A 22,999-nucleotide genomic window follows, 5' to 3' on the forward strand; every position below is an offset into this window, starting at 1 on the left:
TCTTGCCGGGCTGTTCACCCATGTGCCAGGCAGGTCGAACGATCAAGGGAGGGCCGACCCGGTGGTGTGCGCCGGGTCGGCGGGTGGAGCAAGGGGACCGTCAGAGGAAGCGCCATAGGCGGTCGTTGGCGGTGGAGTCGTCGGCGGTGACGATCTGGGTGCCCTGGGCGGTGGAGGCACCGCTGACGGCGAGGACCTTGCCGCCGTTGGCGCATTGGATGCGGAAGGCGCCGTTGGCGGCGTGGCGCAGGCGCCAGCGGTGGTCGGCGGTGCCGTTGTCGGCCCACTGCATGATCCGGGCGCCGGTGGCGGTGGACATGTTCTCCACGCCGAGCACCTTGGCGCTGTTGCCGTTGCGCAGCCGCAGGTAGCCGCCGGTGTCGACGACGGCGGTCCAGAGGTGGTCGGCGGTGCCGGTGTCGCCCCACTGCAGCACCAGGCCGCCGTCCGCGGTCGACATGTTCTGCACGCCCAGGACCAGCCCGGAGGCGAGGTTCTGGATGCGGCGCGCGCCCTCGGGCACGAAGCGCCAGAGGTTGTCGGTGCTGCCGTTGTCGGGGTCCTGCACGGCCTGCGCGCCGTTGGCGGTGGAGCCGCTGAGGATCGCCAGCAGCTTGCCGGTGTGCACGTTGCGCAGCTTGTGGGAGCCGTCGCCGTTGTCGACGACCGTCCAGCGGTGGTCGGCGGTGCCGTTGTCGGCCCACTGCATCACCCGGGCGTTGTCGGCGGTGGACATGTTCTCCACGCCGAGCACCTTGCCGCTGTTGGCGTTGCGCAGCCGCAGCGCCGAGCCGTCGACGATCAGCTCCCAGTTGTGGTCGGCGGTGCCGTTGTCGGTCCACTGCACGGCTAGCCCGCCGTCGGCGGTTGACATGTTCTGCACCCCGAGGACCAGCCCGCTGGCCGCGTTGGCCAGCCGGAACACCGCGCCCGCGGTGGTGCCGCCCTGCCCGGAGGCGTTCCAGTAGACCGTGTAGTTGTAGCCGTGCGCGTCGTAGAACGGGGCGAGGTTGACTGTCGCGCCGTTGGCGGTGGCGGTGAACGCCAGCGAGCTGGTGCTGCTGCGGGTCACCGTACTCGGAGTGAGGCTGGGCAGTGCGGACAGCGACGTGTTGCCGTAGTTGCCGGCGAGCACGACCGGGCCGTAGGTGACCGCGGAGACGTTGGCGTTGTCGTTGGCCGCCTTCATGACCACCCGCATGGGCAGCTTGACGGTCACGACGTCGCCGGAGGTCCAGGACCGGGTCAGGGTGGCGTACGTGCCCGGCGTCGTGGTGATGCTCTGGGCGGTTCCGTTGACGCTGACAGTGGCCCCGGTGGTCCAGGAGGGGATGCGCAGCCGCATCGACCACGATCCGCCGGCACTGCCGGTCACCGTGAGGGTCGTGGTGTCACTGACCGGGTACGTGGTGGTCTGGGTGACCGTGATCCCGCGCGAGGTCCAGGTCAGCACCGACGGCGTGTACAGGTTCACGGTCAGCGTGGTGCCGTTGTAGAAGTAGATCGAGTCGGCCAGCTTCGTGTTGGTCTCGATGCCGGTGCCCTGGCAGCACCAGAAGGTGGTGTAGTCGGTGCTCCAGGTGCCCCCGCCCCAGGCCGGGCCGACACCGCGGCGACCGCCGGGGTTGAGCGGGGTGAAGTACGTGAAATGCCCGTGGCTGTCGGCCGGGTTCTGCTGGCCGATGAGGTGGTTGAGCAGCGCGCGCTCGTAGAAGTCGAAGTACGCGGCGTTGTCGGGGTTGAGCAGCCACAGCTCGCGGGTCAGTTTGAGCATGTTGTACGTGTTGCAGGCCTCGGCGGTGTCGGTGTTGAGGTATGCGGCGATGGCGTTGGGGGCGCGGAAGTGCTCGGCCTGGCTGTTGCCGCCGATCACGTAGCTGTGCGCGTTGACGCAGATGTTCCACGCGTTGCCCGCGATGTCGCGGTAGCGGGTGGTGCCGGTCGCCTTGTACTCCCGGGCCGCGCCGATCCACTTGGGCACCTGGGTGTTGGCGTGCAGGCCGCTGAGCTGGTCCTGGTTCGAAGCCAGGGGGTTGAAAACCGTGGCGTGGTCGAAGCGCTGTGCGGCGGTCAGCCAGCGGGTGTCGTCCGTCTGCTGGTAGAGGTCGGTCAGCACGGCGTTCATGCCGCCGAACTCGGTGCCCAGCATGGCCTGCATCTGTGCGCCGCTGAGCCGGCCGGTGCGCCAGTCGACCCAGCCGGCCAGGCTCAGCAGCACGTCGCGGGCCTGGGTGCTGCCGATCAGCCGCCACACGTCCAGCAACCCGGCCAGGGTCTTGTGCAGGGCGTAGTAGGGCACGTTGCCGTTGCTCAGGGTGCGGGCTTCCAGGGCGGTGAAGTCGGACTCGGGGAAGCCGGACAGGTAGCCGGCGGTGAACCCGGCGCTGCTGTTGTTGGCCTGGCATGCGGCCAGGGCGGCGACCATCTGGTTGGCCTTGTCGCGGCACGTGGTGTCGCCGAGCACGGCCCAGGCCTGCGCCCACGCGGTGAGGAAGTGGCCCTGGCTGTGGCTGCGGAACGGGAAGGTGGGGGCCTCCCAGCCGCCGGTGGCCGCGGCCCCGTTGGTGGACAGTCGGTGGTTGGCGCGGAACACGTAGAGCAGCCGGTCGACGCTGACGTCACGCAGGTAACTCAGGGTGCGGTTCTGGTTGTCCAGCCAGCGGCCGGTGGTGAGGCGCACCTCCGAGAGGTCGAAGGCGTACGCCGACACCCCGGTATCGGCGCGGGCCGGGGGGATCGCGGCGGCGGCGGCTTCGGTGGCGGCGAGGGCGGGCGCGGCAGCGGCCGCGGTGGCGACGCCGGCCGCCTGCAACAGACGGCGACGGCTGAGGGACGGTGACCCCATGGGAACTCCTTGACGTGGTGGGGTGAGACGAGGATCGAGTTACCGATCACACGACTTCCCTGCGACGCGTTGACGGGACAGCAGAACCATCCACTACGGCGCAGGCCGACGTGATTACATCGTGCGCCCTCGATCCCGCCCCATGAATGTGACCGATAACAATCGGGGCGTCAAGACGTTCCGAAAATGTTTCCGTCGGGTTGCTGGTGGGCGCGGGGTTCGAGGCTGAAATCCGAAGATCGTGCGTGGGGTACGATGCGCCGACAGGGGGTCACGATGAGTCAGCAGCCGGCCGCCCGGGCAGCGGTGATCAAGGATGTCGCGCGCCTCGCCGGCGTGTCCCACCAGACCGTGTCCCGGGTGCTGAACGAACACCCGAGCGTGCGCGACGAGACCCGCGAGCGAGTGCTGCGCGCGGTGAAGCAGCTCAACTACCGGCCGAACGCGCTGGCCCGTGGGCTGGCCGGGCGGCGCTCGCGGGTCATCGGTGTGGTCAGCTTCGACACCATCCTGCACGGCCCCGCCGCCACCCTGCTCGGGATCGAGCGGGCGGCCCGGCATGCCGGATACGGCATCAGTATCGTGGCCCTGGAGCGGCTCGATCGCAGCGGCGTGGTCGAGGCGGTGAACCGGCTGGCCGAGCAGTCCGTGGCCGGTGTCGTGATCATCGCCCCGCTGCTGACGGCGGCCGCGGCGGCGGGCAGCCTGCCGGCCGGCGTGCCGGCGGTCGTGGTCGAGTCGGACATGGCGGGCGACCTGCCGACCATCTCCGTCGACCAGGTCGCGGGCGCGCGGCTGGCCGTCGAGCACCTGCTGGACCTGGGCCACGAGACGGTGTGGCACCTGTCCGGTCCCAAGGACTGGCTGGAGGCCCGGGACCGGGTCGACGGCTGGCGGGCGGCCCTGGAGGAGGCCGGCCGGCGCGTTCCGCCGGTGCTCGCCGGTGACTGGAGCCCGCGCTCGGGTTACGAGGCAGGCCGTGAGCTGGCCGAGCGGGGCGACGTGACCGCTGTGTTCTGCGCCAACGACCAGCAGGCGCTGGGCATGCTGCGGGCGCTGCACGAGCGCGGCATCCGGGTGCCGGAGGACGTGAGCGTCGTCGGCTTCGACGACATCCCCGAGGCCGCCTACCTGTCCCCACCGCTGACCACCGTCCGGCAGGACTTCGACGAGGTCGGCCGGCGCTGCCTGGCGGCGCTGCTGGAACTGCTCGGCGTCGACCGGCCGCTGGGCGTGCCGCGCCACCCTCGGGTGCCGCCCTCGCTGGTCGTGCGGGCCAGCAGCGGTCCGCCGCCCGCGCGCTGAGGTCGCTCAGCGTCCGTCGACCAGCCGCAGCTCGACCACTCCGATCTCGTCGTCCAGGCGGGTCGTGCCGTCGAGGGCGAAGCCGGCGCGCTGGTAGAAGCGGATCGCGCCGACGTTCGGCTGATACGCGTACACGTAGGCGGGCCGGTGGCCCCGGGCTCGGAGGTCGGCCACGGCGTGACCGAACAGCAGCCTGCCGAGCCCTGCCCCTACGTGGTCGGGGTCGACGTACAGCCCGTACACCTCACCGGCGTGCGGGCCGAGGTCCGGATCGTCGACGGCGGGGCCCGTGCGGCAGAAGCCGACGACGGCACCGTCCACGTCGGCCACCCACAACCGGTGCCCGTCCGGTATGGCGGTCACGTATGCGGCCCAGTCCGCGGCTTCCTGGTCCGGGTCGAGTGCGCCGAGCAGCGACGCGGGCATGAACTCCGCGTACGCCGAGGTCCAGGACCGGACCTTGATTCGGCCGATGGGGGCGGCATCCTCGATGCCGGCAGAACGGATCACCGGCACAGGTTACGGAAGACCGGTGCGGCGGTCGAGTTGCTTTCGCCATATTCATGCACCGGGGGTGCAGAAATCTCGGCGGATCGGTTACCGTGACGCCGTGACGGAATCGTGGACCCTCGCCCTCGCCCGCGACGACCTGTCCCGCACGAACCTGGTGCGGCACCCGGCGCCGGAGCCCGCCGACGGCGAAGCCCTGCTGCGGGTGGACCGGGTCGGCATGACCGCGAACAACGTGACCTACGCGGTGCTCGGCGACGCGTACCGCTACTGGGACTTCTTCCCGGCCGCCGCCGCGGGTCTCGACGAGCGGTGGGGCCTGGCGCCGCTGTGGGGGTTCAGCGAGGTCGTCGCGTCGCGCGCGGACGGGGTCCCCGTCGGGCAGCGGGTCTACGGCTACCTGCCGCCCGCCGGCCACCTGGTCGTGCGGCCGGGCCGGGTCGACGAGCGCGGCTTCCGCGACACCAGCCCGCACCGGGTCCAGCTGCCGTCGCCGTACAACGCGTACGCGGCGACCACCGGCGACCCGGCGTACGACGCGGACCAGGAGGATCTGCTGATCCTGTTCCGGCCGCTGTTCGTGACCTCGGCGATGCTCGCCGACCGGTTGCAGGACAACGGCTTCCACGGGGCCGGCACGCTGGTGCTGTCGTCGGCGTCGAGCAAGACGGCGTACGCCGCCGCGTTCGAGCTGCGAGGCAAGGGCCCGCGCCTGATCGGCCTCACCTCGCCGGGCAACGTGGCGTTCACCCGTGAGCTGGGCTGCTACGACGCCGTGCTGCCGTACGACGGGATCGACGAACTCGACCCGACCGCCGCGACGGCATACCTCGACCTGTCGGCGAACCCGGCCACCCGCGCCGCGCTGCGCGCCCACCTCGGCGACCGTCTCGTCCACGACGTCGCCGTGGGCCTGACCCACCAGGAACGGGCAACCGACGCACCCGCCGTGTTCTTCGCCCCGGACCAGATCCGCAAGCGCACCGTCGACTGGGGCCGCCCCGAGCTGGACCGGCGGCTGGCCGAGTCCTGGCACCGCTTCGCCGCCGTGGCCGAACGCTGGGTCGACATCAAGGTCAGCCACGGCCCGGACGGCCTGCGCGATGCCTGGCTCAGCATGCTCGCCGGCACGACCCCGCCCCGCGTCGGCCACATCATCGCCCTCTAACCGCGACCATCCGCGAGTGTCATCCCGCGGCGGCCTTGCCGCTGCAGTTTCGGGGAAAGTGCAGCATCGGCCACCTGCATTCGCGCAGTTTCCCCGAAACTGCAACGGCCCCCGCCGTCGCGGAGCGCGGCGGCGCTCAGGGGCGTGGGGATTTACGGGCGGTGAGGTCGGTGATCGCCTTGGCGAGGCGGGCTGCGCGGGTCTCGGGGTTGGTGGCCTTCAGGAGCGGGAGCATCACCAGGTACTGGTCGGTCTTGCCGAGTTGTGCGAAGAAGTCCCCGGCCGCGGGTTCCGCCGCCAGCGCCGCGGCGAGGTCCGGGGGGACGGTCGCGTCGCTCTGCTTGACATACGCGGCATCCCAGCGGCCGTCGGCCTTGGCCGCCTCGACCTCGGCCAGCCCCGGCGCGCGCACCCGCCCCTGCGTCAAGAGCGCCTCCACACGCTCCACGTTGACCTTCGACCACGAGCCCTTGGGCCTGCGCCGCGAGTACCGCTGCAGGAAGTGGTCGGCGTCGAGGGACTTGCGGATGCTGTCGATCCAGCCGTAGCAGTGGGCCACGTCCGCGGCCTCGATCACGCTGATCGCGGGCTGCCGCGAGTTCTTCTTGCGGACCTTCAGCCACGCGCCGTCGGGGCTGGCGTGGTGCTCGGCCAGCCAGGCCTCCCACTGGTCCGGGTGCTCGAAACTCAGGATCTCCACGCCGCCGACTCTAGGCGCTGCCGCCGACAGCTGAGGGCCTCCGGCCGGTCCTCGTCGGACCGGCCGGAGGGGCGGATCAGCGCGTGGTGCAGAGGTTGCCGTTGAGCTTGAACAGCGGCGGGAGGACGTTCGGTCCCTGGTAGTTCCCGACGTAGCCGACGTTCACGGTGGCACCCGGTGCGATGACCTTGTTGAAGTCGGCGTTGGACACGGTGACCGCGGAGCCGGTCTGCGCCCAGGTGCCGTTCCAGCCGCTGCCGAGCTGCTGCCAGGCGGTCGGCCAGCTGAACGCCAGGGTCCACGTGTCCACCGGGTTGGCGCCGGTGTTCGTGATGTCGATGCTGCCGACGTACCCGTTGCCCCAGTCGCTGGCGTCGGTCAGGGTGACCGCGCACGGTGCGGCAGTGGGGGTGCCGGTCTGGAAGGTCACCGGCGGTGACGCCCAGGAGACCCGGCCGGAGCCGTCCCGCGCGATGACGTTGGCCGTGTAGCGCGTGCCGGGCGTGAGGTTGTGCACGGTGAACGTGGTCCCTGTGGTCTCGCCCCACTGCTCGCTGATCGTGCCGAGCTGCCGGTGGATCTCGTACTTGAGCCCGGCGGCCCCGGCGGGCCAGGTGAGCGTGACGTCGCCGGCGGTGACCGAGGAGGCGACCGGTCGGCCGGGCGTCGCCGGACGGGCGGTCGAGCCCGAAGGACGCAGCACCAGTGTGGTGAGGGAGTTCGGAGCCAGCGTCACCGAGGTGGCGCTGCCGGAACCCGTCGCGATGGCGGTGTCGCCGTTGCCGAAGGTGTGCACCTGGGCGGTCACGGCGGGGGAGTATCCGGCGTAGCTGAGGCTGACCTGCCTGCTCGCGGTCTCGTCGGTGTTGACGAGCAGCACCGCGAGGTCGCCGTTGGCGCGCCGGGCGGCGTGCGCCCGGATCGCCGGGTCAGTCGTGCCCGCCCGGATCAGCTGGTCGCCGGCCCTGACGAAGCGCGAGGTCATGGCCAGCCCGAAGTACGGCGCGAACGGGGTGTTCAGCGGGGGCTCGCAGACGCTGCCGTCGGCGTTGCAGGAGGCGCTGGAGAGCAGGCCGAAGTCGCCGTAGTCGGTGTGCCCGCCCACCGTGGACACGGTGCCGATGCCGTTGTGCACGTTCCACCAGTCGATGTTGAACACGCCCGCGGCGAGCAGGCTCGCGTAGGCGTCGGCGGCGAACAGCGCGCCGGGCTGGGTGTTCTGGCCGTACCCGGTGTTGATCTCGGTGAGGGCGATGCCGAGGTTCTTGCCCGCGTACTTGTCGATCTGCCGGCGGGCCAGCCAGACCGCGTCGGTCACCTGCGCGGTCTTGGACAGCGCCTCTGCCGACGAGGAGCCGCCCGGATACCAGTGCAGGATCGCGAAGTCGACGGACGGGCCCGCGATGGACAGCACGACCTGGTTCCAGGTGCCGGCGTCGCCGCCACCGACGATGCCGTCGGGCCAGTTGCCCGGCGTGGTGAGCACGATGCCGATCTTGATGGTGGGATCGACGGCCTTCATCGCCTCGGCGTACTGCTTGGCGACGGTGGCGTAGCCGGCCGGGCTCTTGTCGGCGTGGTCGTCGGCCTCCCAGCTCGCGCCGTAGTGGCCGTTGCCGTAGAGCTCGTTGCCGATCTCCCAGTACTTCACGCCGTAGTTCTTCTCGACGTTGGCGTAGCGCACCCAGTCGGCCGCCTCCTGTGGCGTGCCGGTGCCGTAGTTGGCGATCACCATGGCCTGCGCGCCGGCCCGCTGCACACCGGCCATGAAGTGGTCGAAGTCGGTGTCGGGGGCGACGTAGCCGCCGGGCGCGGTGTTGGTCTGCCAGTGGTAGATGTCCGAGTAGGACCCGCCGGGGTAGCGCATGGTCTGCACACCGGCGTTCTTGAGCAGGTCGGCGACCGCGTTCGTGCCCAGTTGCGAGTCCCAGACAGCATGGTTGACGCCGATCGCGGCGTCGCCGACCGTCTCCAGCCCGGCGCGGGCGTTGACGGTCACGGAGACGGCGGGGTCGGCGGTGGCCGGGGTCGGGACGCTGAGGGTTGCCGCTGCCAGCGTGAACGCCAGCAGGGCGATGCGGCTCTTTCTCATCGTCGGACCTCCTTTCGGGAGTGGTGATTGGAAGCGCTCCCAAGAGTCGTACGCCCATCGATTGATGTCAACCGTGCGGAGCGGACAGATCTGCTGGCAGATCAACGTCGCTGCATCGAAAGACAGCGATATGTGCCCTAGATTGACGGGACCCTATCCCGCCTAGTCGGAGGTATCCCGTGAAACTCCGTCGCGCCCTCGTGGCGCTGCTGGCCGCCGTCACCGCGGCCGGTGCCGCAGGCGTCGTGCAGGCCCCCGCCGCGCACGCCGCCACGCCCGACCGCTGGGCGTTCGCCTTCATGGACAACCCCGTCCCGCCGGCCGCCTACCTGATGGACCCGACCCGGCAGTGGAAGAGCGACAACATCCCCAACAGCACGGTCAGCCCACTCGTGGTGGGCCGCTACCGCGTGAAGTTCCCGAGCATCGCCTCGGCCAACGGCGTCGCCCACGTCACCGCCGTCGCCGGTGATCCGCGCTGGTGCCAGGTCTGGAACTACTACGCCTCCGGGGCCGATCAGATCGTCGAGGTGCAGTGCTACAAGTACACCGGCGCGGTGATCACCCCGGACTGGTCGGCGTTCACCGTCATGTACTCGACCAGCTCCGGGCTGCTCGCGGGGCCCGGCACGTACGCCTACGTGCAGGGCAAGTCCACCGGCGGCACCAACACGTCGTACAACCCGGTCGGGGGAGTCAACACGGTCACCCACGGCGGGATCGGGACCGGTGTCTACAAGGTCTACCTGCCCGGCGTCAGCACCGGCCTGTACGACGGCAACCTGCAGGTGACCGCCCAGCACCCGAACAGCCCGCGCCGCTGCAAGATTGACAACTGGATCCCCGGCGGGGCCGGGCTGGACATCGTCGTGCGCTGCTACGACCACGCCGGGGCGCCCGCCGACAGCTGGTTCGACCTGACCTATCACCGCGCGCGCTCGGTCTACGGAGCATTCAACCCGCCCAAGTACTTCGGCTACCTGTGGACGCCCGGCTTCCCCGGCCCGTCCAGCTACAACTCGGTCGGCTCGGTCAACACCTCGACCCCTGTCGTTCCGGGTCTGGAGTACGTCGAGTTTCACAAGGTCGGGTTCCGCGAGGGGCATGTGCAGGTCAGTGGACACCGCAGCGGCGCGAGCTACTGCAACCTGCAGAGTGTCTGGACGCTCTCCGGCGGCGTCGTGATCGTCCGCAACGTGATCTGCTGGAGCGCCACGGGCGCGCCGGCGACCCCTGAGTTCTTCATCAGCTACAGCTCGCGGGTCTGACCTGCGAGCGCCGTCCGGTGGCGGGCCGCCCGGCCCCGCCACCGGACGGATGCCCTACTCCTGATTCGACCGGTTTCCCAGCACTGCTCGCAGTGCCCAGAGCACGCCGATGGTGATACCGCCGATGGCGGCGAACTTGCCCACGTGGTCGGAGCCTGTGATCGCCAGGATGGCGATGGCGGCGCCGTAGACGATCGACAGTGCGACGAGCGCCCGGGAGGTGAAGGTCTGCATGCCCGGCACTGTCTCATAAGGAGGCAAGCCGCGCACCCCTGAATCCGCGGCGGCTGCGCGGACTCAGGTCCTGGACGGCGACGGGGTCGGCACGGCCGGCGGCGCGGGCGGCACCGCGGGTGGCCTGGGCGGCACCACGGGCGGCACCGGGGCCGGTGGCGCCGGTGGGAAGTGCCGGTCGCGGTCGTACCACTCGGGGCGCTCGTGCCACCGGTCGCGGTCCCGGTGCCAGCCGTCCTCCATACGCTCGTGGCGCACGGCGTGGTGGGCCGCCGCGACGAGGGCCGCACCGACGCATCCGGTCAGGCAGGAACCGGCCAGGAAGGCCCCGACCAGTGCGAGAGCGAACCTGCCGGACTGGTCGCGCCGAGCGGCGACGGGCTCGTCGGTGCTTCTCGCGGGTCGTGCCGCGACAGGCTCGTCGGCGGTCGTGCCGGGCTCATCGGTCATGCCTCCATCGTGAGGCAGATCGGTCGTCGGACCGGGCCGCGTCGCCAGATGGCACCGGATTCAGTGCCTGGTGGGACATAAGACGACCAGCGTGACGCCGTGGCTGTGGCCACGCACCCCCTCGATCGTCCGACTTGCCTGGCAGGTGGGCGAATGGCCGCCCAAGATTCGCACAGGTGCCAGGCAAGTCGGACGATCACGGCCGACGCCGACGCCGACGCCGACGCCGACGGCGGGCTCGGTTGGTCAGTGGGCGGGTTCCTCTTCGCGGGCCTGCCGGGGGAGCAGGAAAGCGGCCAGGAAGGTGACCGCCAGCAGCGCCACCTCGACCCAGAGCACCAGGCGCATCGCGTCGCCGAAGGAGGCGGGATCGGGGCCGAGCGGGCCGAAGCTGAGCGTGTTGAAGAACAGCGTGCCGAGCAGGGCGATGCCGACCGCGCCGCCGAGCTGCTGCACCGCGGTCAAGCTGCCCGAGGCCGAGCCGGTCTCGTGCGGCTGCACGCCGGCCAGGATGATGTCGAAGAAGGGCGCCATGACCAGGCCCATGCCGATGCCGAACACGCCGAGCGCGGGAGCCAGCTGCCACGGGGTGACGCCGATCCCGGCCTGGTCGAGGGTGATCACGAAGCCGATCGTGGCGGCCGCCATCACGGCCAGCCCCAGGTGCAGCAGGCGGCGGCCGAGTTTGCGGGTCAGGCCGGCCCCGCCGGCGATGCCGAAGCCGACGACGATGCCCAGCGACTGCGGCACGCTGGCCAGACCGGCCTTGAGCGGGCTGTAGCCCAGGCCCAGCTGGACGTACAGGCTGAAGGCCAGGCCGAAGCCGATCATCCCGGCGAAGAAGGCGAGCCCGGCGACCAGGCCGCCGGTGAAGGCGCGACGGCGGAACAGGGACGGCTCGACGAGCGGGTCGCCACCGCTGCGGCGGCGGGCGGCCTGCTGGCGGCCGAACAGGAAGAAGACCGGCAGGCTGGCGGCCATCATGACGAAGGTCCAGGCGGGCCAGCCCAGCTCACGACCCTGGACCAGGGGGTACAGCAGCAGCAGCGCGCCCGCGCTGACCAGCGCGACCCCGCCCAGGTCGAGCCGGGACGCGTGCTCGGAGCGCGACTCCGGCAGGAACTTGGCCGCGCCGAGCAGGGCGAGCAGGCCCAGCGGCAGGTTGATCAGGAAGATCATGCGCCAGCCGGTGCCGAGCAGGTCGGCGTCGACCAGCCAGCCCGCCAGGATCGGGCCGCCGACCGCGGACAGGCCCATGACCGGCCCGAACGCGCCGAACGCGGCACCCGCCTCCTTGGGCGGGAACATCTCCTTGATCATGCCGAGGCCCTGCGGAAGCAGCACGGCGCCGAGCAGGCCCTGCAGTACGCGAGCGCCGATGAGCAGTTCGGGTGTGGTGGCCGCGGCGCACAGCGCCGACGCGGCGACGAAGCCGGCCGCGCCGATCATGAACATGCGCTTGCGGCCGTAGAGGTCGCCGAGGCGGCCGCCGGTGATCAGGCCGACCGCCATGGCCAGGGTGTAGCCGGCGCCGAGCCACTGGATCAGGCTCTCGGAGCCGCCCAGCTCGGCCTGGATGGAGGGGCCCGCGATGGTGGTGACCAGCGCGTCGAGCAGGTCCATCACCTCGGCGGCGAGGATGACGAACAGGGCTGCCCAGCGCCAGCGGTACGCCGCGGGCTGGGTATCGGGTGGGGCGGTGTCGGGCAGGACGGTGGTCACGAGGGCGCCTCCGGGTCGGGCGAACAGTGTTCGTTTAACGAACACTGTTCTACAGACCGAACAGCGTTCGCGTCAAGTACGATGTGCGCCATGTCCGAGATCCCGGCCCCGCCCTGGCGTGCCCCGCGCCGCAGCGCCCGCGCCCGCAAGCCGCTCAGCCGGGCCGCGATCGTGGACGCCGCGCTGGCCCTGCTCGACCGCGAGGGCCTGGACGCGGTGAGCATGCGGCGGGTCGCCGAGGAGCTGAACACCGGAGCCGCTTCGCTGTACGCGCACGTGGCGAGCAAGGACGAGCTGCTGGAGCTCGCGTACGACCGGGTGCTGGGCGAGATCCGGCTGCCCGAGCCGGACCCGGCCCGCTGGCGCGAGCAGCTCCTGGAGATCGCCCGGGAGTCCTACCGGGTGCTCGGCGCGCACAGCGACATCGCCCGGGTCAGTCTCGCCAACGTGCCGACCGGCCCCAACTCGGTGAAGGTGGCCGAGGCCATGTTCGGCGTGCTGATCAGCGGCGGCGTGCCGCCCCAGCAGGCGGCCTGGGCGGTGGACCGGATCGCGCTGTACATCAGCGCCGACGCCTACGAGGGCTCGCTCTACCAGGCCCGCCAGCGGGCCAGCGGCAAGCCGGTCGACGAGTTCATCGCCGACTTCTTCGGCCAGGTCCACGACTACTACCGCACGTTGCCGCCGGACCGATTCCCCCACCTGCACCAGTACGCCGACGTGCTGGTGCAGGGCGACGGGGAGGTGCGGTTCGAGTTCGGGCTCGAACTGATCATCAACGGGCTCGCCCGCTACCTGCCCGCGGCCGACTGAACCCAGCGGCGGCGCTTCGGCGGGCGGCTGCGGGGCTGGGGTTCCGCGGGTGGCAGGCCCAAGGCCTCGCGTTCGGCGGGCGTCAGCATGCGTTTGCCGGTCACCGCGACCGGCACCGGCTCAGGCACCGGCGTGGGTGCCGGTGCCGGCTCGGCCGCGGGGGCGCCCTTCGCCTTCTTGGGCTTGGCGGCCGCGGCGGCGGCCTTCACCCGCTCGGTCTCGCCGGCCACGCTGATCAGTTTGCGCACCCGCGGCACGGTCGCGAGGTTGGTCTTCGCGGCCACCTGCTCCACCGGCATGCCGGAGACCACGAGGTCGGCCACGGCCCGGCCGCGCGCCCGCTGGATCGCCGCGACGATGCCGTCGAACAGGACCTGCTGGTGGGTGAGGTCGGCGTAGCGCTGCAGGGGGTCGGGCTCGCTCAACGCGTACGCGCAGAGGTTGCGCACCATGCCCTCGATCTCGGCGGCGTTGACCGTGTATCCCTCGGTCGTCGGGTCGGACATCGTCGGCTCCTTTCACCGCGCGACGGTGGGTCCTCGTCGGGCGGCGAAGGGACTGTATCGGCAACCGCCGACCTTGACCACGACTCCCTGCCTGGCACAGTGCCCGCCCTCCCGGTTTCGGCAGCCCGGGAGGGCGGGTGTAACGGGCGTCGGGCCGTCAGCCCAAACGCCACTGCTGGTTGCCGCCCAGCGGGTTGCCGCAGTCCCAGATCTGCAGCCGGGTCCCGTTGGCCGTGCCGAACTCGATCGCGTCCAGGCATTTGCCGGAGTTCGGGTTGACGATCGAGCCGTCGCCGTTGGCCACCCACTGCTGCGCGCCGTTGTTCAGGCAGGTCCACAGCTGCACGGCCGCGCCGTTGTTGGTGCGCCCGCCCGACACGTCCAGGCACTTGCCCGAGTCGAGGCTGACGAAGGTGTTGCCGACCCGTCGCCAGCGCTGGTTGTTGTTGTTCGGGAAGCAGTCGTAGAGCTGCACCGGGGTGCCGTCGTTCTTGCCCCAGCCCGCCACGTCGACGCACCGGCTGGACGCCGCACCCCGGATCACCGAGACGTCCCCGCCACCGCCGCCGCCCGCGGCGTTGCCGTTGACGTTGAAGTCGAACAGGTTCACGGCCAGGCCCGCGCCGCCGATCCAGGGCTCGAAGCCGGCCTGCACGCTGGTCATGTACCAGTTCGGATCGATCTTCCCGCGGCCGACCGAGTCGTTGATGAACGCCTTGAGGCTGAAGTTCGCGAACGTGTTGGCGGGCACCGTGCGCACGTACGAGATGACGTTCCAGCCGATGTTGCCGAACCAGACGTCCCACGTGCCGCCTTCGAGGTTGACGGTGGCGATGCGGCCGCCGATGGGCTGTGGCCGGCCGCGGTGGTTGGTCCAGATCATGACCTCGGCGCCGTAGTTCTGCCCCGCTGGGTGGGGGCTCGCGTCGAACCACAGGTCGAACGCGGTGTCCCACTCACCGGAGTTCGGCGTGCCGATGTTGAAGGTCGCGCGGGGGTTGTTCAGCGAGCTGACCCGGGCGGGCAGGCCGCTGCCCGCGGTGCAGGCGCCGTAGTGGCAGCCCGCGTAGATGGACGGGTACGACGCCGGTGGGCCGTTGGTGGCGTTGTTGTGGTCGGCCCGGGTGACGGTGAACCCGGCGTTGGACACGTCGATGCACTGGGCCGTGCTCGCACCCCAGCGGTTGTTCTGCACGATGTACTTGCCGCCCTGGACGGGAGCGGTGCCGTACTGCTCGCAGATGACCGGTGCGGCGGCGGCCGGCGTGGCCCCGGTGGACAGCAGGGCGGCTGCCACGGCGGTGCCGAGCGCGGCGGTGACGGCGATCGGGCGGAGTCGCCACTTCATACGCGTTCTCCTTGGAGCGGATCGCCGTGGGAGGGCTCCCACGGGCTCCGATCAGCCTCCGTCCAGGACGCGTTTACATCAATCAGTTTCGAAACATCGACGCCGTGTCACGGCCGGTCGTGGGCGAGCAGCTGGAACAGGATGTGGTCCTGCCACACCCCGGCGATCTGCAGGTACTTCTCCGCCAGGCCGAACTGGACGAAGCCATGGCGGGCCAGCACCTTCTGCGAGGCGATGTTGTGCCGCAGCGTGCCCGCCTGGATGCGGTGCAGGCCCTGCTCCTCGAACGCCACCTGGATCATGCGGGTCACCGCCGCGGAGGCGACGCCCCGGCCGTTGACGTCCTGGCTCACCCAGTAGCCGAGGTGGCTGTTCAGGAACGGGCCGCGCACGATGTCGTTGAGGTTGATCCGGCCGACGATGCGGTCGTCGAGCAGGATCACGTGCGGCACGCACTCGCCGCGATCGTGCCGCTCGAGTGCGGTGCCGATCACCTCGCGCTGGCCCGAGGGTTCGAAGTACCCCTCGGCCCGCACCGGCTCGAACGGGCGCAGGAACTCCAGGTTTTCCAGGTAGAGGGCGCTGACAGCGGGTACGTCGTCGAGGGTCACGAGCCTGGTGCTGACGGTCATCCGTCCATGATCGCAAATCCGCCCGTGGTGTGGCCGTGCGGGCCCGGTGGGATGATCGCCGCTTACCTCGGTGCCTTCGGTCGCACAAACTGGCCGATTGACGTCGGGGAGAATGGGCATCATCGAAGGATGCTGGAAAAGCTCGACACCGTCGGCTGGGGTGGGCTGACGCACGCCTTCGGCACGGCCGAGGAGATCCCCGCCTTCATCGCCGCCCTGCGCGCCGACGATCCGCAGGTGCGCGGCGACGCCCGCGACGAACTCTGGAGCAGCCTGCTGCACGAGGGCAGGCGCTACCAGGCGGACGTCTACACGGTGCCGTTCCTCACGGACCTGGCCGTCGACCCGGCCACGTTCGACCGGGCCGCGATCGTCGACCTGCTGACCGCGCAGGCGATCGGCTCGGATCACCCCTACCTGGTGACGGGCTTCCCGATCGAGCGGCTGCGGCCCTCGCCGGACGCGGTGGACGAGTCCTGGCACCTGCTCTACAGCGAGTGGAGCGGCCGTGGGGCCGACGAGCCGCCGGTCCCGGGCGAGGCCGACGAGCTGCGGGCGTACGACGCGGTCCGCGCCGAACTGCCGCGGATCGTGACCCTGCTCGACGACACCGACGGCGATCTCATCCAGGCGGCGGCCTACCTGCTGGCCTGGTTCCCGGAGGCGGCGCGGGACACCGTGGCGCCGCTGCTCGCCGTGGCCGGACGGCATGGCTGGCGGCGCGACGTGCGAGTGACCGCGCTGCTCGCGGCCGGGCTGGCCGCCCGCGGGCCGGTGCCCGAGTCAGCGGTGATCGCGGGCATGGTGCACGACGCCGACGAGGAGGTGCGCTGGGCCGCCGCGGTGGCGTGGGCGCTGACCGCGGGCGCGACCGTGCCGGAGGAGCCGCGTGTCGTCCTGCGTGCGCGGGCGGGTGGCGGCCTCGGCCCGGACGAGCCCGTGCTCGCGCCATGGGGGCTGACCCGGGCTGAGTGGTCGGTGCGGCTGCTGGAACACCTCGGCGACCCGGGGGCCGCCGAGGCGCGCGCGGCGCTGGTCCGGTCGGAGGCGACGAAACAGCTCCACGGCCCGTGGGCCGAGCGCCTGGGCGAGGCCTTTTACCTGGCGTTCGGCGACGACGCGCGGACCAGCCCGCTGGCGTACGCCGATCTCACGCCCGCCCAGCGCTGGCTCGTCGAGCACCTGGTCCGCCACCCGGACGCGCTGATCGCCGAGCCCGCCGAGGTGACCGAGCTGCTGCGCTGGTACGGGCTGCCCGACAGCCATCCGGCGCTGACCGCGTACGCGGCCTGAGGCGACCTCGCCGCCTGCTACCGCGGGGTGTCGTGTTTGGTGGCGGACTTGCCGCGCGGACCGGGCAGGAGCTTGCCGCCGCGGCGCTTGCGGAGCAGGTTGGTCAGGTACATGAGGGCCAGCGCGAGCACGCCCATGTCGTCGAGGTAGATCGGATCGGGCAGCAGGTCCACGGGGAGGATGGTGTAGATCAGGGCGCCCCAGAAGGCGACCTTGCCGCCCGTGCCCAGCTCGCCGAGCATCCGTTTGGTGACGAACAGGCGCTTGCCCAGTTTGATCGCGCCGATCAGCGTGACGATGCCGACGATCGCCACAGCGACGCCGATGATGATCCAGGTTTCCCGATCCACGCAGGAGTTCTACCCCGCCGCGGGGTGGTTAATCCAGTGTGTTCATTCGGTGGCGCGCAGGGCGAGGGCGAGGAACTCGTCGCGGCCGCCGCGGAACAGGAAGTCCGAACTCTGGGTGAAGGCCAGCGCGGTGACGTCGCGGTACGGGTCGTTGCACCACACGGTGCCGTAGCCGCCGTCCCAGCCGTACCGGCCGGGGACCGCCGAGATGTCGTCGGGCTTGGTCGCGACCGCCATACCGTATCCCCAGCCCTGCGGCTCCAGCAGCATGCCCGCGGTGCCCTGCTGGTATGCGGTGAGCTGGTTGGTCGTCATCGCGGTGACCGATTCCGGTGACAGCAGCGCGTGGCCCTCGTGCCGCCCCCCGGCGGCCAGCATCCAGGCGAAGCGCAGCGTGTCGTCCACGGTGGACAGCAGCCCGCCCGCGCCGGACGGGAACACCGGCGGGCGGGCCCAGTCCGCCGGCGGCGTCGCCGTCTGCCGGGTCGGCTCACCGGTGGCGAAGTCGGCCAGGTAGTGCGGTGGGATGCGGTCGGCGTCGGCGGTGTGAAAGCCGGTGTCGGCCATGCCGAGTGGGCCGAACAGCCGGGTACGCAGCACGTCGGCCAGCGGCGCGCCGGCCGCCCGGGACACCAGCACGCCGAGCACCAGCGCCGCGGCGTTGTACTGCCAGCGCTCGCCGGGCTGGTACATCAGCGGCAGGGTGCCGAACACCTTGATCCACTGATCGGGCGGGTACGGCGTGCGCGGGTCGGGTTCGGCCAGCACCAGGCGCAGTTCCCGGGCCGCGGCGACGATCGGGAACGGCGGGTCGTAGTGCGGTTCGGTCAGGATGCCGAAGCCCATCCGGAACGTCAGCAGGTTCTCGACGGTGATCGGCCGGCGCGCGGGCACGGTGTCGTCGAGCGGGCCGTCGATCCTGGCCAGCACGCGGCGGTCGGCCAGTTCCGGCAGCAGCCGGTCGACCGGTGCGGCGAGGTCGAGCAGTCCCTCCTCGACCAGCATCATGGTGACCGCGGCCAGCATCGGCTTGGTGATCGAGCCGATGCGGAACAGGGTGTCGCGCCGCATCGGCGTCGCGCCGTCGAAGTCGAAGGACCCGATCGTCTCGACGTGCATCTGATCGCCGCGGGTGACGGCGAGGACCAGGCCCGGCAGTTCGGCCGCGGCGACGCGAGCGGTCATGGCGTCGTGCAGCCGCCGCAGGCCGGAGGCCGACAGTGCATCGCTCATCACCACAGCGTGCCGCAAACCAGGCGCGGGCGCACCTCGGCCGGATCGTGGCGGGCCCGCGCTGCCCGGCACGCCCGGTGATGCGGTGTACCGGACAGCGGGGCCCGACCCTCGCGACGGCCATGAACGGCCCGGACTCAGTAGACGAACGGCCACCCCGCGCTGTCCCAGCCCAGCAGGTTGATGCCGAGCCGCGCGGCTCCGTTGTCCGCGTAGTAGTGGTAGAACAGCACGTCCTGGCCGTTGTCGGCGAGCACGGCCGGATGGCCGGGTCCGTGGATCGAACCGTGGCCGGCCAGGATCTGCGTGCCGCCGCCGGAGGTCAGGGCGGTGCCGTTGCGGTCGGTGAACGGCCCGGTCGGCGCGGCGGACCGGCCCACCATGATGCGGTAGGTGCTGGCCGCGCCGCGACAGCACAGGTCGAACGACACGAACAGGTAGTAGAGGCCGCCGTGGCGGTAGACGAACGGGGCCTCGACCGCGCCCGCGGCGGTCTGCCGCTGGGCCAGCGCGCGCACGGCGGTGTCGGTGGTGGACCGCTTGCCGGTGGCCGGGTCGAGGCGGATCGACTTGATGCCCGTCCAGAACGAGCCGAAGGCGAGCCACCACTGCCCGGCGACGTCGACGAACAGGTTCGGGTCGATGGCGTTGTAGTTGACCGCGCCGCTGCTCTCGATGACCAGGCCCTGGTGCGTCCAGCTGCCGGCCGTGCCGGTGGGGCTGGTGGCGAGGAAGATCGCCGAGCGTTGCGAGCCGAAGGTGGAGGCGGAGTAGTACAGCAGGAACCGGCCGTCGCGGTAGGAGATGTCCGGTGCCCACAGGTTCGCCCCGCCGCCGGTGTACGCGCTCGTCCAGGGTGCGCCGCCGGGCCACACGACTCCGGCGTCGCGCCAGTTGACCCGGTCGGTCGAGGTCTTCAGCGGCAGGTTGTTGCCGGTGGTCGCGAGCAGGTAGGCGCCGTTCGGAGTGCGTACCACGGCGGGGTCGTGCGCGCCGGTGGAGCCGGTGACCCGGCCGGGGTTCGGGTAGGACGGCGGTGGGGCGGTCGGCGCGGCGGCGGGCAGCGCCGCGACGGCGGGACCGGTGACCGGGGCAGTGCCGCGCGTGGCGGCCTGGACGGCGCTGACGGTCGTGGCCACGGCGGCGGTGGCCAGCATGGCGGCGGCCAGGCCGAGGGCGGCGAGCCGGGACGGGGAGTGGGGCATGGCTTACTCCGATCGCGAAGCGGGACGTGACGTTCCGCGTACGCGACGATCGGGGGTTCGGCACGCGGCACTGCCGTCGGTGTGGCCTGCCCTGGCCTGCCGGCGGTGACGGGGACGGTGCGGTGTCGCTCCCGGAAGGATGCTAACGCCGATATCCGTTGGTGTCGATCGATCCCGGATCACCCGATCGGACCACGGATGCCCGGCTCTCCGTTTCCCTGCGCTGCCGTTGGGGAATGGGCTGGCTGACCCCGAAACCCCCTCGTTTCCGCTGGAAAGGAAGAAGCCCATGGACTTCGGAGAGGTGCTGACCGACGCGCTGCGCTCGGTCGCGCTGTTCCTGCCCAAGGCGCTGGCCTTCGTGGCGATCCTGCTCGTCGGCTGGCTCGTCGCGCGAGGCATCCGCATGCTCGCCGACAAGGGCCTCGAACGGGTCCGGTTCGACCAGCTCGCCGCCCGCGGCGGGGTGACCGCCGCGCTGGCCCGCGGCGGCGTCGACCCGTCCGACCTGGTGGCGCGGCTGGCCTACTACGCGGTGCTGCTGTTCACGCTGCAGCTCGCGTTCGGGATCTGGGGGCCGAACCCGGTCTCCGACCTGATCAACGCGGTGGTGTCGTGGCTGCCCAAGGCGTTCGTCGCGATCGTCATCGTGGTGGTGGCCGCGGCCATCGCCTCCTGGGTCAAGGACCTGGTGGCGAGCGCGCTGGGCGGGCTGTCGTACGGCCGCTTCCTGGCCACGACCGCGTCGGTGTTCATCATCGGCCTGGGCGTGATCGCGGCGCTCAACCAGATCGGCGTGGCCACCACGGTGACCATGCCCATTCTGATCGCGGTGCTGGCGACGGTCGCCGGCATCCTGATCGTGGGCGTCGGCGGCGGCCTGGTCCGCCCGATGCAGTCGCGCTGGGACACCTGGCTGGATCGGGCGGGTGAGGAGTCGACCCGGGTCGCCGAGCACGCCCGCGCGTATGCCGCCGGGCAGGCCGACGCGACCCAGGTGCTCGCCGACCGGTCCGCCGGCACGGTGTACCCGTCGCAGCGCACCGCCCCGGACGACGCCGGGCTGTACGCGTCGGAGCAGGCCGCACCCGCCGAGCCCGACCTGTACCCGCAGGAGCGGGAGCCGCTGGTGCCCGGGTTCGACAGCGACCAGACCCAGCCGCTGCCGAACGCCCCGGAGCGCCCGGCACCCCGGCGGCGCTGACCGCCGACCGGCCGATGGGCGCGACCTGACCGGTCCCGACCATCGGCGGGTGTCGACCCGGCTGTCCCTCCGGCGGGTGGAGCCGGTCGGGCAGCGTTGTCCTCTGTTCGGTCATAACGGACGTCAGGCCGCATTCAAGGCCCCGATGCTGTCCTAATCTCGCGGCATGGACCGTGGCCCCACCAGCCCAGACCAAGCCCGCCAGGTGCTCGCGCGCTACGCCCGCGTCGTCGGCGACGCCGGCCGCGCCGCCGCCGCGGCCGACCCGGGCGTCCTGGCGATCCTCGACCAGGCGACGGCGAGCGTGGGCGACGCGCTCGACCCCGAGCGGCGGCCGCCCCTGGTGGAGCTCGCCTGCTACGCCGACGGGCTCACCGACAAGGCGACCGCGCTGGGCTGGAACCTGCCCGACGTCACCACGCTGGACTGGCGGCGCGCCGACCAGATCACCTGGCGGCTGGTGGCGGTGTGCGAGCTCGCCGCGGCGGTGCTCGGCAGGGACGTAACCGCAGGCTGAGCAGGGCATATGTGGCGACGTAGGCAGTGTTTGCCTGCTGTTTGCCTGATCTTGGCGCGATGCGCGCGGGGCGTTCCCGATCGCGGGCTTGCATGTCGAGGGTAGACATGAAGGCCCATCGAAAGGCAGCTATCCGTGCACACCCCTCTCTCCCGCCGTAGCCTGCTGCGCGCCGGCACCCTCACCGGCCTCGGCATCGCGTTCGCCGGCAGCATCCAGGCGGTAGCCGGTCCCGCGTACGCCCACCCCACCGTGCCCGGCTACGGCCCGCTCGTGCCGGACCCGGCGGGCATCCTCTCCCTGCCGGAGGGCTTCTCCTACCGGATCGTCGCCGAGGCCGGCAAGACCCTGCTGGCGACCGGCGAGCCCACCCCGGGCGACCCCGACGGCACCGCCTGCTTCGGCACCCGCCGCGGATTCACCCTGGTCAACAACCACGAGATCGGCGGCGACGAGCCGCACCGGGTCCCGGCCCGGCCCGGCTTCACGTTCGACCCGGGCGCGGGTGGCGGCACCACCAACATCGAGGTCGACCACCACGGCAACCGGGTCCAGCAGTACGTCAGCCTGGCCGGCACGCACAACAACTGCGCCGGTGGCATCACTCCCTGGGGCACCTGGCTGACCTGCGAGGAGACCGAGCAGCGCAAGGGCGGCGTGTTCCAGCAGGACCACGGCTGGGTGTTCGAGGTCGACCCGTTCGACTCCGAGGCCAACCTCGACCCGGTGCCGCTGAAGTTCCTCGGCCGGTACTCGCACGAGGCCGTCGCCGTCGACCCGAAGACCGACGAGATCTACCTGACCGAGGACGCCAGCGGCCCGAACGGGCTCTACTTCCGCTGGGTGCCGCCGAAGGGCTTCAAGGGCCGTGACGGCGCGCTGCGCAAGCTCGCCCTCAGCGAGGGCGGCGACACCGCGGGCCGCCTGCAGGCGCTGAAGGCGACGCTGGACGGGCTGCACATCGCCGACCTGTCCGCGGCCACCGAGCCCGGCACCAAGTACAAGGTGAGCTGGGTGGACGTGCCGGACCGGCTGGCCGCCACGGTCTCGGTGCGCAAGCAGTTCACCAACGACCAGGTCACCCGCGCCCGCAAGCTGGAAGGCCAGTGGTACGGCGACGGCGGCGTGTACTTCGTCTCCAGCTACGCCCGGACCAGCGACGGCAGCGTGCGCGAGCACGACGGCCAGGTGTGGTTCTACGACCCGAAGCGCGAGACGATCGAGCTCAAGACCATCTTCGGGGTGAACCCGGACCCCAAGGCCGAGGGCCACTACGACGGCCCCGACAACATCACCGTCTCGCCGTACGGCGGCATCATCCTCGCCGAGGACGGCGAGGGCCTGTCGCACCTGGTCGGCGTCAGCGACAAGGGGGTCACCTACCCGCTGGCCCGCAACGAGATCAGCGACAGCGAGTTCACCGGCCCGACGTTCAGCCAGGACGGCCGGATCCTGTTCGCCGGCATCCAGGCCGACGGCCTGGTCGTCGCGATCACCGGCCCGTGGGGTCGCCGCGGCCACGACCACGGTCACGGTCACTGACCCTTCCCCAACCGCGCCCGCTCCGGATGTGCCACCGGGGCGGGCGCACCCTTGGCCGTCGA

Annotated in this window: 21 protein-coding genes; 8 read left to right on the plus strand and 13 right to left on the minus strand. The window is 71.4% G+C overall.

What is annotated here, in order from left to right:
- Nucleotides 1-100: 100 nt before the first annotated feature.
- A complete protein-coding gene (locus HAV39_RS15900; protein ID WP_191839978.1) occupies nucleotides 101-2,845 on the minus strand; it encodes a beta-L-arabinofuranosidase domain-containing protein in 2,745 nt (914 codons plus the stop codon).
- Between the two features lie 276 nt (nucleotides 2,846-3,121).
- Here HAV39_RS15900 and HAV39_RS15905 point away from each other — a divergent pair, with 276 nt between their 5' ends.
- Nucleotides 3,122-4,150: a LacI family DNA-binding transcriptional regulator gene (locus HAV39_RS15905; protein ID WP_191839979.1), complete on the plus strand. Its 1,029-nt coding sequence runs from the start codon at nucleotides 3,122-3,124 to the stop codon at nucleotides 4,148-4,150.
- A 6-nt stretch (nucleotides 4,151-4,156) separates the two neighbouring features.
- On the opposite strand, the gene HAV39_RS15910 is transcribed toward HAV39_RS15905, so the two are convergent.
- The gene (locus tag HAV39_RS15910; RefSeq protein WP_191839980.1) at nucleotides 4,157-4,660 is read right to left on the minus strand and encodes a GNAT family N-acetyltransferase; all 504 of its coding nucleotides are present in this window, start codon (nucleotides 4,658-4,660) and stop codon (nucleotides 4,157-4,159) included.
- A 100-nt stretch (nucleotides 4,661-4,760) separates the two neighbouring features.
- Here HAV39_RS15910 and HAV39_RS15915 point away from each other — a divergent pair, with 100 nt between their 5' ends.
- The gene (locus HAV39_RS15915) at nucleotides 4,761-5,828 is read left to right on the plus strand and encodes a DUF2855 family protein (RefSeq protein ID WP_191839981.1); all 1,068 of its coding nucleotides are present in this window, start codon (nucleotides 4,761-4,763) and stop codon (nucleotides 5,826-5,828) included.
- 136 nt (nucleotides 5,829-5,964) lie between these two features.
- Here HAV39_RS15915 and HAV39_RS15920 read toward each other — a convergent pair whose 3' ends face one another.
- The gene (locus HAV39_RS15920) at nucleotides 5,965-6,528 is read right to left on the minus strand and encodes a YdeI/OmpD-associated family protein (protein WP_191839982.1); all 564 of its coding nucleotides are present in this window, start codon (nucleotides 6,526-6,528) and stop codon (nucleotides 5,965-5,967) included.
- Between the two features lie 76 nt (nucleotides 6,529-6,604).
- Entirely contained in the window at nucleotides 6,605-8,620 is a 2,016-nt protein-coding gene (locus tag HAV39_RS15925; protein ID WP_191839983.1) for a cellulose binding domain-containing protein, read from the minus strand.
- 179 nt (nucleotides 8,621-8,799) lie between these two features.
- Here HAV39_RS15925 and HAV39_RS15930 point away from each other — a divergent pair, with 179 nt between their 5' ends.
- Entirely contained in the window at nucleotides 8,800-9,888 is a 1,089-nt protein-coding gene (locus HAV39_RS15930) for a hypothetical protein (protein WP_191839984.1), read from the plus strand.
- Nucleotides 9,889-9,942: 54 nt separating this feature from the next.
- Here HAV39_RS15930 and HAV39_RS15935 read toward each other — a convergent pair whose 3' ends face one another.
- From HAV39_RS15935 to HAV39_RS15945, 3 genes are all read right to left on the minus strand, one after another.
- A complete protein-coding gene (locus HAV39_RS15935) occupies nucleotides 9,943-10,122 on the minus strand; it encodes a hypothetical protein (RefSeq protein WP_191839985.1) in 180 nt (59 codons plus the stop codon).
- 63 nt (nucleotides 10,123-10,185) lie between these two features.
- On the minus strand, nucleotides 10,186-10,572 hold the full coding sequence (locus HAV39_RS15940; RefSeq protein WP_191839986.1) for a hypothetical protein: 387 nt from the start codon (nucleotides 10,570-10,572) through the stop codon (nucleotides 10,186-10,188).
- A gap of 246 nt (nucleotides 10,573-10,818) precedes the next feature.
- On the minus strand, nucleotides 10,819-12,294 hold the full coding sequence (locus HAV39_RS15945) for an MFS transporter (protein ID WP_239120391.1): 1,476 nt from the start codon (nucleotides 12,292-12,294) through the stop codon (nucleotides 10,819-10,821).
- A 90-nt stretch (nucleotides 12,295-12,384) separates the two neighbouring features.
- On the opposite strand from HAV39_RS15945, the gene HAV39_RS15950 reads away from it, so the two are divergent.
- Complete coding sequence (locus HAV39_RS15950) at nucleotides 12,385-13,107, plus strand: TetR/AcrR family transcriptional regulator (RefSeq protein ID WP_191839987.1); 723 nt, start codon at nucleotides 12,385-12,387, stop codon at nucleotides 13,105-13,107.
- On the opposite strand, the gene HAV39_RS15955 is transcribed toward HAV39_RS15950, so the two are convergent.
- The 3 genes from HAV39_RS15955 to HAV39_RS15965 all read right to left on the minus strand — a co-directional run bounded on the left by HAV39_RS15955 (nucleotide 13,086) and on the right by HAV39_RS15965 (nucleotide 15,593).
- Nucleotides 13,086-13,613 carry a hypothetical protein gene (locus HAV39_RS15955; RefSeq protein ID WP_191839988.1) on the minus strand — a complete coding sequence of 176 codons (528 nt, stop codon included), beginning with the start codon at nucleotides 13,611-13,613 and terminating at the stop codon, nucleotides 13,086-13,088. The two genes, HAV39_RS15950 and HAV39_RS15955, sit on opposite strands and share 22 nt — an antisense overlap.
- Nucleotides 13,614-13,770: 157 nt before the next feature.
- Nucleotides 13,771-14,961 carry an RICIN domain-containing protein gene (locus HAV39_RS15960; protein ID WP_191839989.1) on the minus strand — a complete coding sequence of 397 codons (1,191 nt, stop codon included), beginning with the start codon at nucleotides 14,959-14,961 and terminating at the stop codon, nucleotides 13,771-13,773.
- Nucleotides 14,962-15,068: 107 nt separating this feature from the next.
- Nucleotides 15,069-15,593 (minus strand): GNAT family N-acetyltransferase, encoded by a 525-nt coding sequence (locus HAV39_RS15965; protein WP_191839990.1) that lies wholly within the window; start codon nucleotides 15,591-15,593, stop codon nucleotides 15,069-15,071.
- Between the two features lie 129 nt (nucleotides 15,594-15,722).
- On the opposite strand from HAV39_RS15965, the gene HAV39_RS15970 reads away from it, so the two are divergent.
- Nucleotides 15,723-16,886, plus strand: a complete 1,164-nt coding sequence (locus tag HAV39_RS15970; protein WP_191839991.1) for a hypothetical protein — start codon at nucleotides 15,723-15,725, stop codon at nucleotides 16,884-16,886.
- A gap of 17 nt (nucleotides 16,887-16,903) precedes the next feature.
- On the opposite strand, the gene HAV39_RS15975 is transcribed toward HAV39_RS15970, so the two are convergent.
- The 3 genes from HAV39_RS15975 to HAV39_RS15985 all read right to left on the minus strand — a co-directional run bounded on the left by HAV39_RS15975 (nucleotide 16,904) and on the right by HAV39_RS15985 (nucleotide 19,674).
- Nucleotides 16,904-17,236, minus strand: coding sequence for a DUF1232 domain-containing protein (locus tag HAV39_RS15975; protein ID WP_191839992.1), 333 nt, complete (start codon nucleotides 17,234-17,236; stop codon nucleotides 16,904-16,906).
- 42 nt (nucleotides 17,237-17,278) lie between these two features.
- The gene (locus tag HAV39_RS15980) at nucleotides 17,279-18,469 is read right to left on the minus strand and encodes a serine hydrolase domain-containing protein (RefSeq protein WP_191839993.1); all 1,191 of its coding nucleotides are present in this window, start codon (nucleotides 18,467-18,469) and stop codon (nucleotides 17,279-17,281) included.
- 137 nt (nucleotides 18,470-18,606) lie between these two features.
- Complete coding sequence (locus tag HAV39_RS15985; protein WP_239120392.1) at nucleotides 18,607-19,674, minus strand: arabinan endo-1,5-alpha-L-arabinosidase; 1,068 nt, start codon at nucleotides 19,672-19,674, stop codon at nucleotides 18,607-18,609.
- A 289-nt stretch (nucleotides 19,675-19,963) separates the two neighbouring features.
- On the opposite strand from HAV39_RS15985, the gene HAV39_RS15990 reads away from it, so the two are divergent.
- From HAV39_RS15990 to HAV39_RS16000, 3 genes are all read left to right on the plus strand, one after another.
- Nucleotides 19,964-20,878 carry a mechanosensitive ion channel family protein gene (locus HAV39_RS15990; protein WP_191839994.1) on the plus strand — a complete coding sequence of 305 codons (915 nt, stop codon included), beginning with the start codon at nucleotides 19,964-19,966 and terminating at the stop codon, nucleotides 20,876-20,878.
- A gap of 166 nt (nucleotides 20,879-21,044) precedes the next feature.
- Nucleotides 21,045-21,395, plus strand: a complete 351-nt coding sequence (locus HAV39_RS15995; protein ID WP_147432701.1) for a DUF6401 family natural product biosynthesis protein — start codon at nucleotides 21,045-21,047, stop codon at nucleotides 21,393-21,395.
- Between the two features lie 135 nt (nucleotides 21,396-21,530).
- Nucleotides 21,531-22,937, plus strand: coding sequence for an alkaline phosphatase PhoX (locus HAV39_RS16000; RefSeq protein WP_203736155.1), 1,407 nt, complete (start codon nucleotides 21,531-21,533; stop codon nucleotides 22,935-22,937).
- Nucleotides 22,938-22,999 lie beyond the last annotated feature (62 nt).

The sequence above is a fragment of the Catellatospora chokoriensis genome (assembly GCF_011297315.1).
Lineage (GTDB): Bacteria > Actinomycetota > Actinomycetes > Mycobacteriales > Micromonosporaceae > Catellatospora > Catellatospora citrea.

What these genes read in the sequence shown, in the direction of transcription:
- HAV39_RS15900 (WP_191839978.1), bottom strand. Translation starts at nt 2,845, where the DNA reads ATGGGGTCACCGTCCCTCAGCCGTCGCCGTCTGTTGCAGGCGGCCGGC.
- HAV39_RS15905 (WP_191839979.1), top strand. Translation starts at nt 3,122, where the DNA reads ATGAGTCAGCAGCCGGCCGCCCGGGCAGCGGTGATCAAGGATGTCGCG.
- HAV39_RS15925 (WP_191839983.1), bottom strand. Translation starts at nt 8,620, where the DNA reads ATGAGAAAGAGCCGCATCGCCCTGCTGGCGTTCACGCTGGCAGCGGCA.
- HAV39_RS15935 (WP_191839985.1), bottom strand. Translation starts at nt 10,122, where the DNA reads ATGCAGACCTTCACCTCCCGGGCGCTCGTCGCACTGTCGATCGTCTAC.
- HAV39_RS15940 (WP_191839986.1), bottom strand. Translation starts at nt 10,572, where the DNA reads ATGACCGATGAGCCCGGCACGACCGCCGACGAGCCTGTCGCGGCACGA.
- HAV39_RS15950 (WP_191839987.1), top strand. Translation starts at nt 12,385, where the DNA reads ATGTCCGAGATCCCGGCCCCGCCCTGGCGTGCCCCGCGCCGCAGCGCC.
- HAV39_RS15955 (WP_191839988.1), bottom strand. Translation starts at nt 13,613, where the DNA reads ATGTCCGACCCGACGACCGAGGGATACACGGTCAACGCCGCCGAGATC.
- HAV39_RS15960 (WP_191839989.1), bottom strand. Translation starts at nt 14,961, where the DNA reads ATGAAGTGGCGACTCCGCCCGATCGCCGTCACCGCCGCGCTCGGCACC.
- HAV39_RS15965 (WP_191839990.1), bottom strand. Translation starts at nt 15,593, where the DNA reads ATGACCGTCAGCACCAGGCTCGTGACCCTCGACGACGTACCCGCTGTC.
- HAV39_RS15970 (WP_191839991.1), top strand. Translation starts at nt 15,723, where the DNA reads ATGCTGGAAAAGCTCGACACCGTCGGCTGGGGTGGGCTGACGCACGCC.
- HAV39_RS15980 (WP_191839993.1), bottom strand. Translation starts at nt 18,469, where the DNA reads ATGAGCGATGCACTGTCGGCCTCCGGCCTGCGGCGGCTGCACGACGCC.
- HAV39_RS15985 (WP_239120392.1), bottom strand. Translation starts at nt 19,674, where the DNA reads ATGCCCCACTCCCCGTCCCGGCTCGCCGCCCTCGGCCTGGCCGCCGCC.
- HAV39_RS15990 (WP_191839994.1), top strand. Translation starts at nt 19,964, where the DNA reads ATGGACTTCGGAGAGGTGCTGACCGACGCGCTGCGCTCGGTCGCGCTG.
- HAV39_RS15995 (WP_147432701.1), top strand. Translation starts at nt 21,045, where the DNA reads ATGGACCGTGGCCCCACCAGCCCAGACCAAGCCCGCCAGGTGCTCGCG.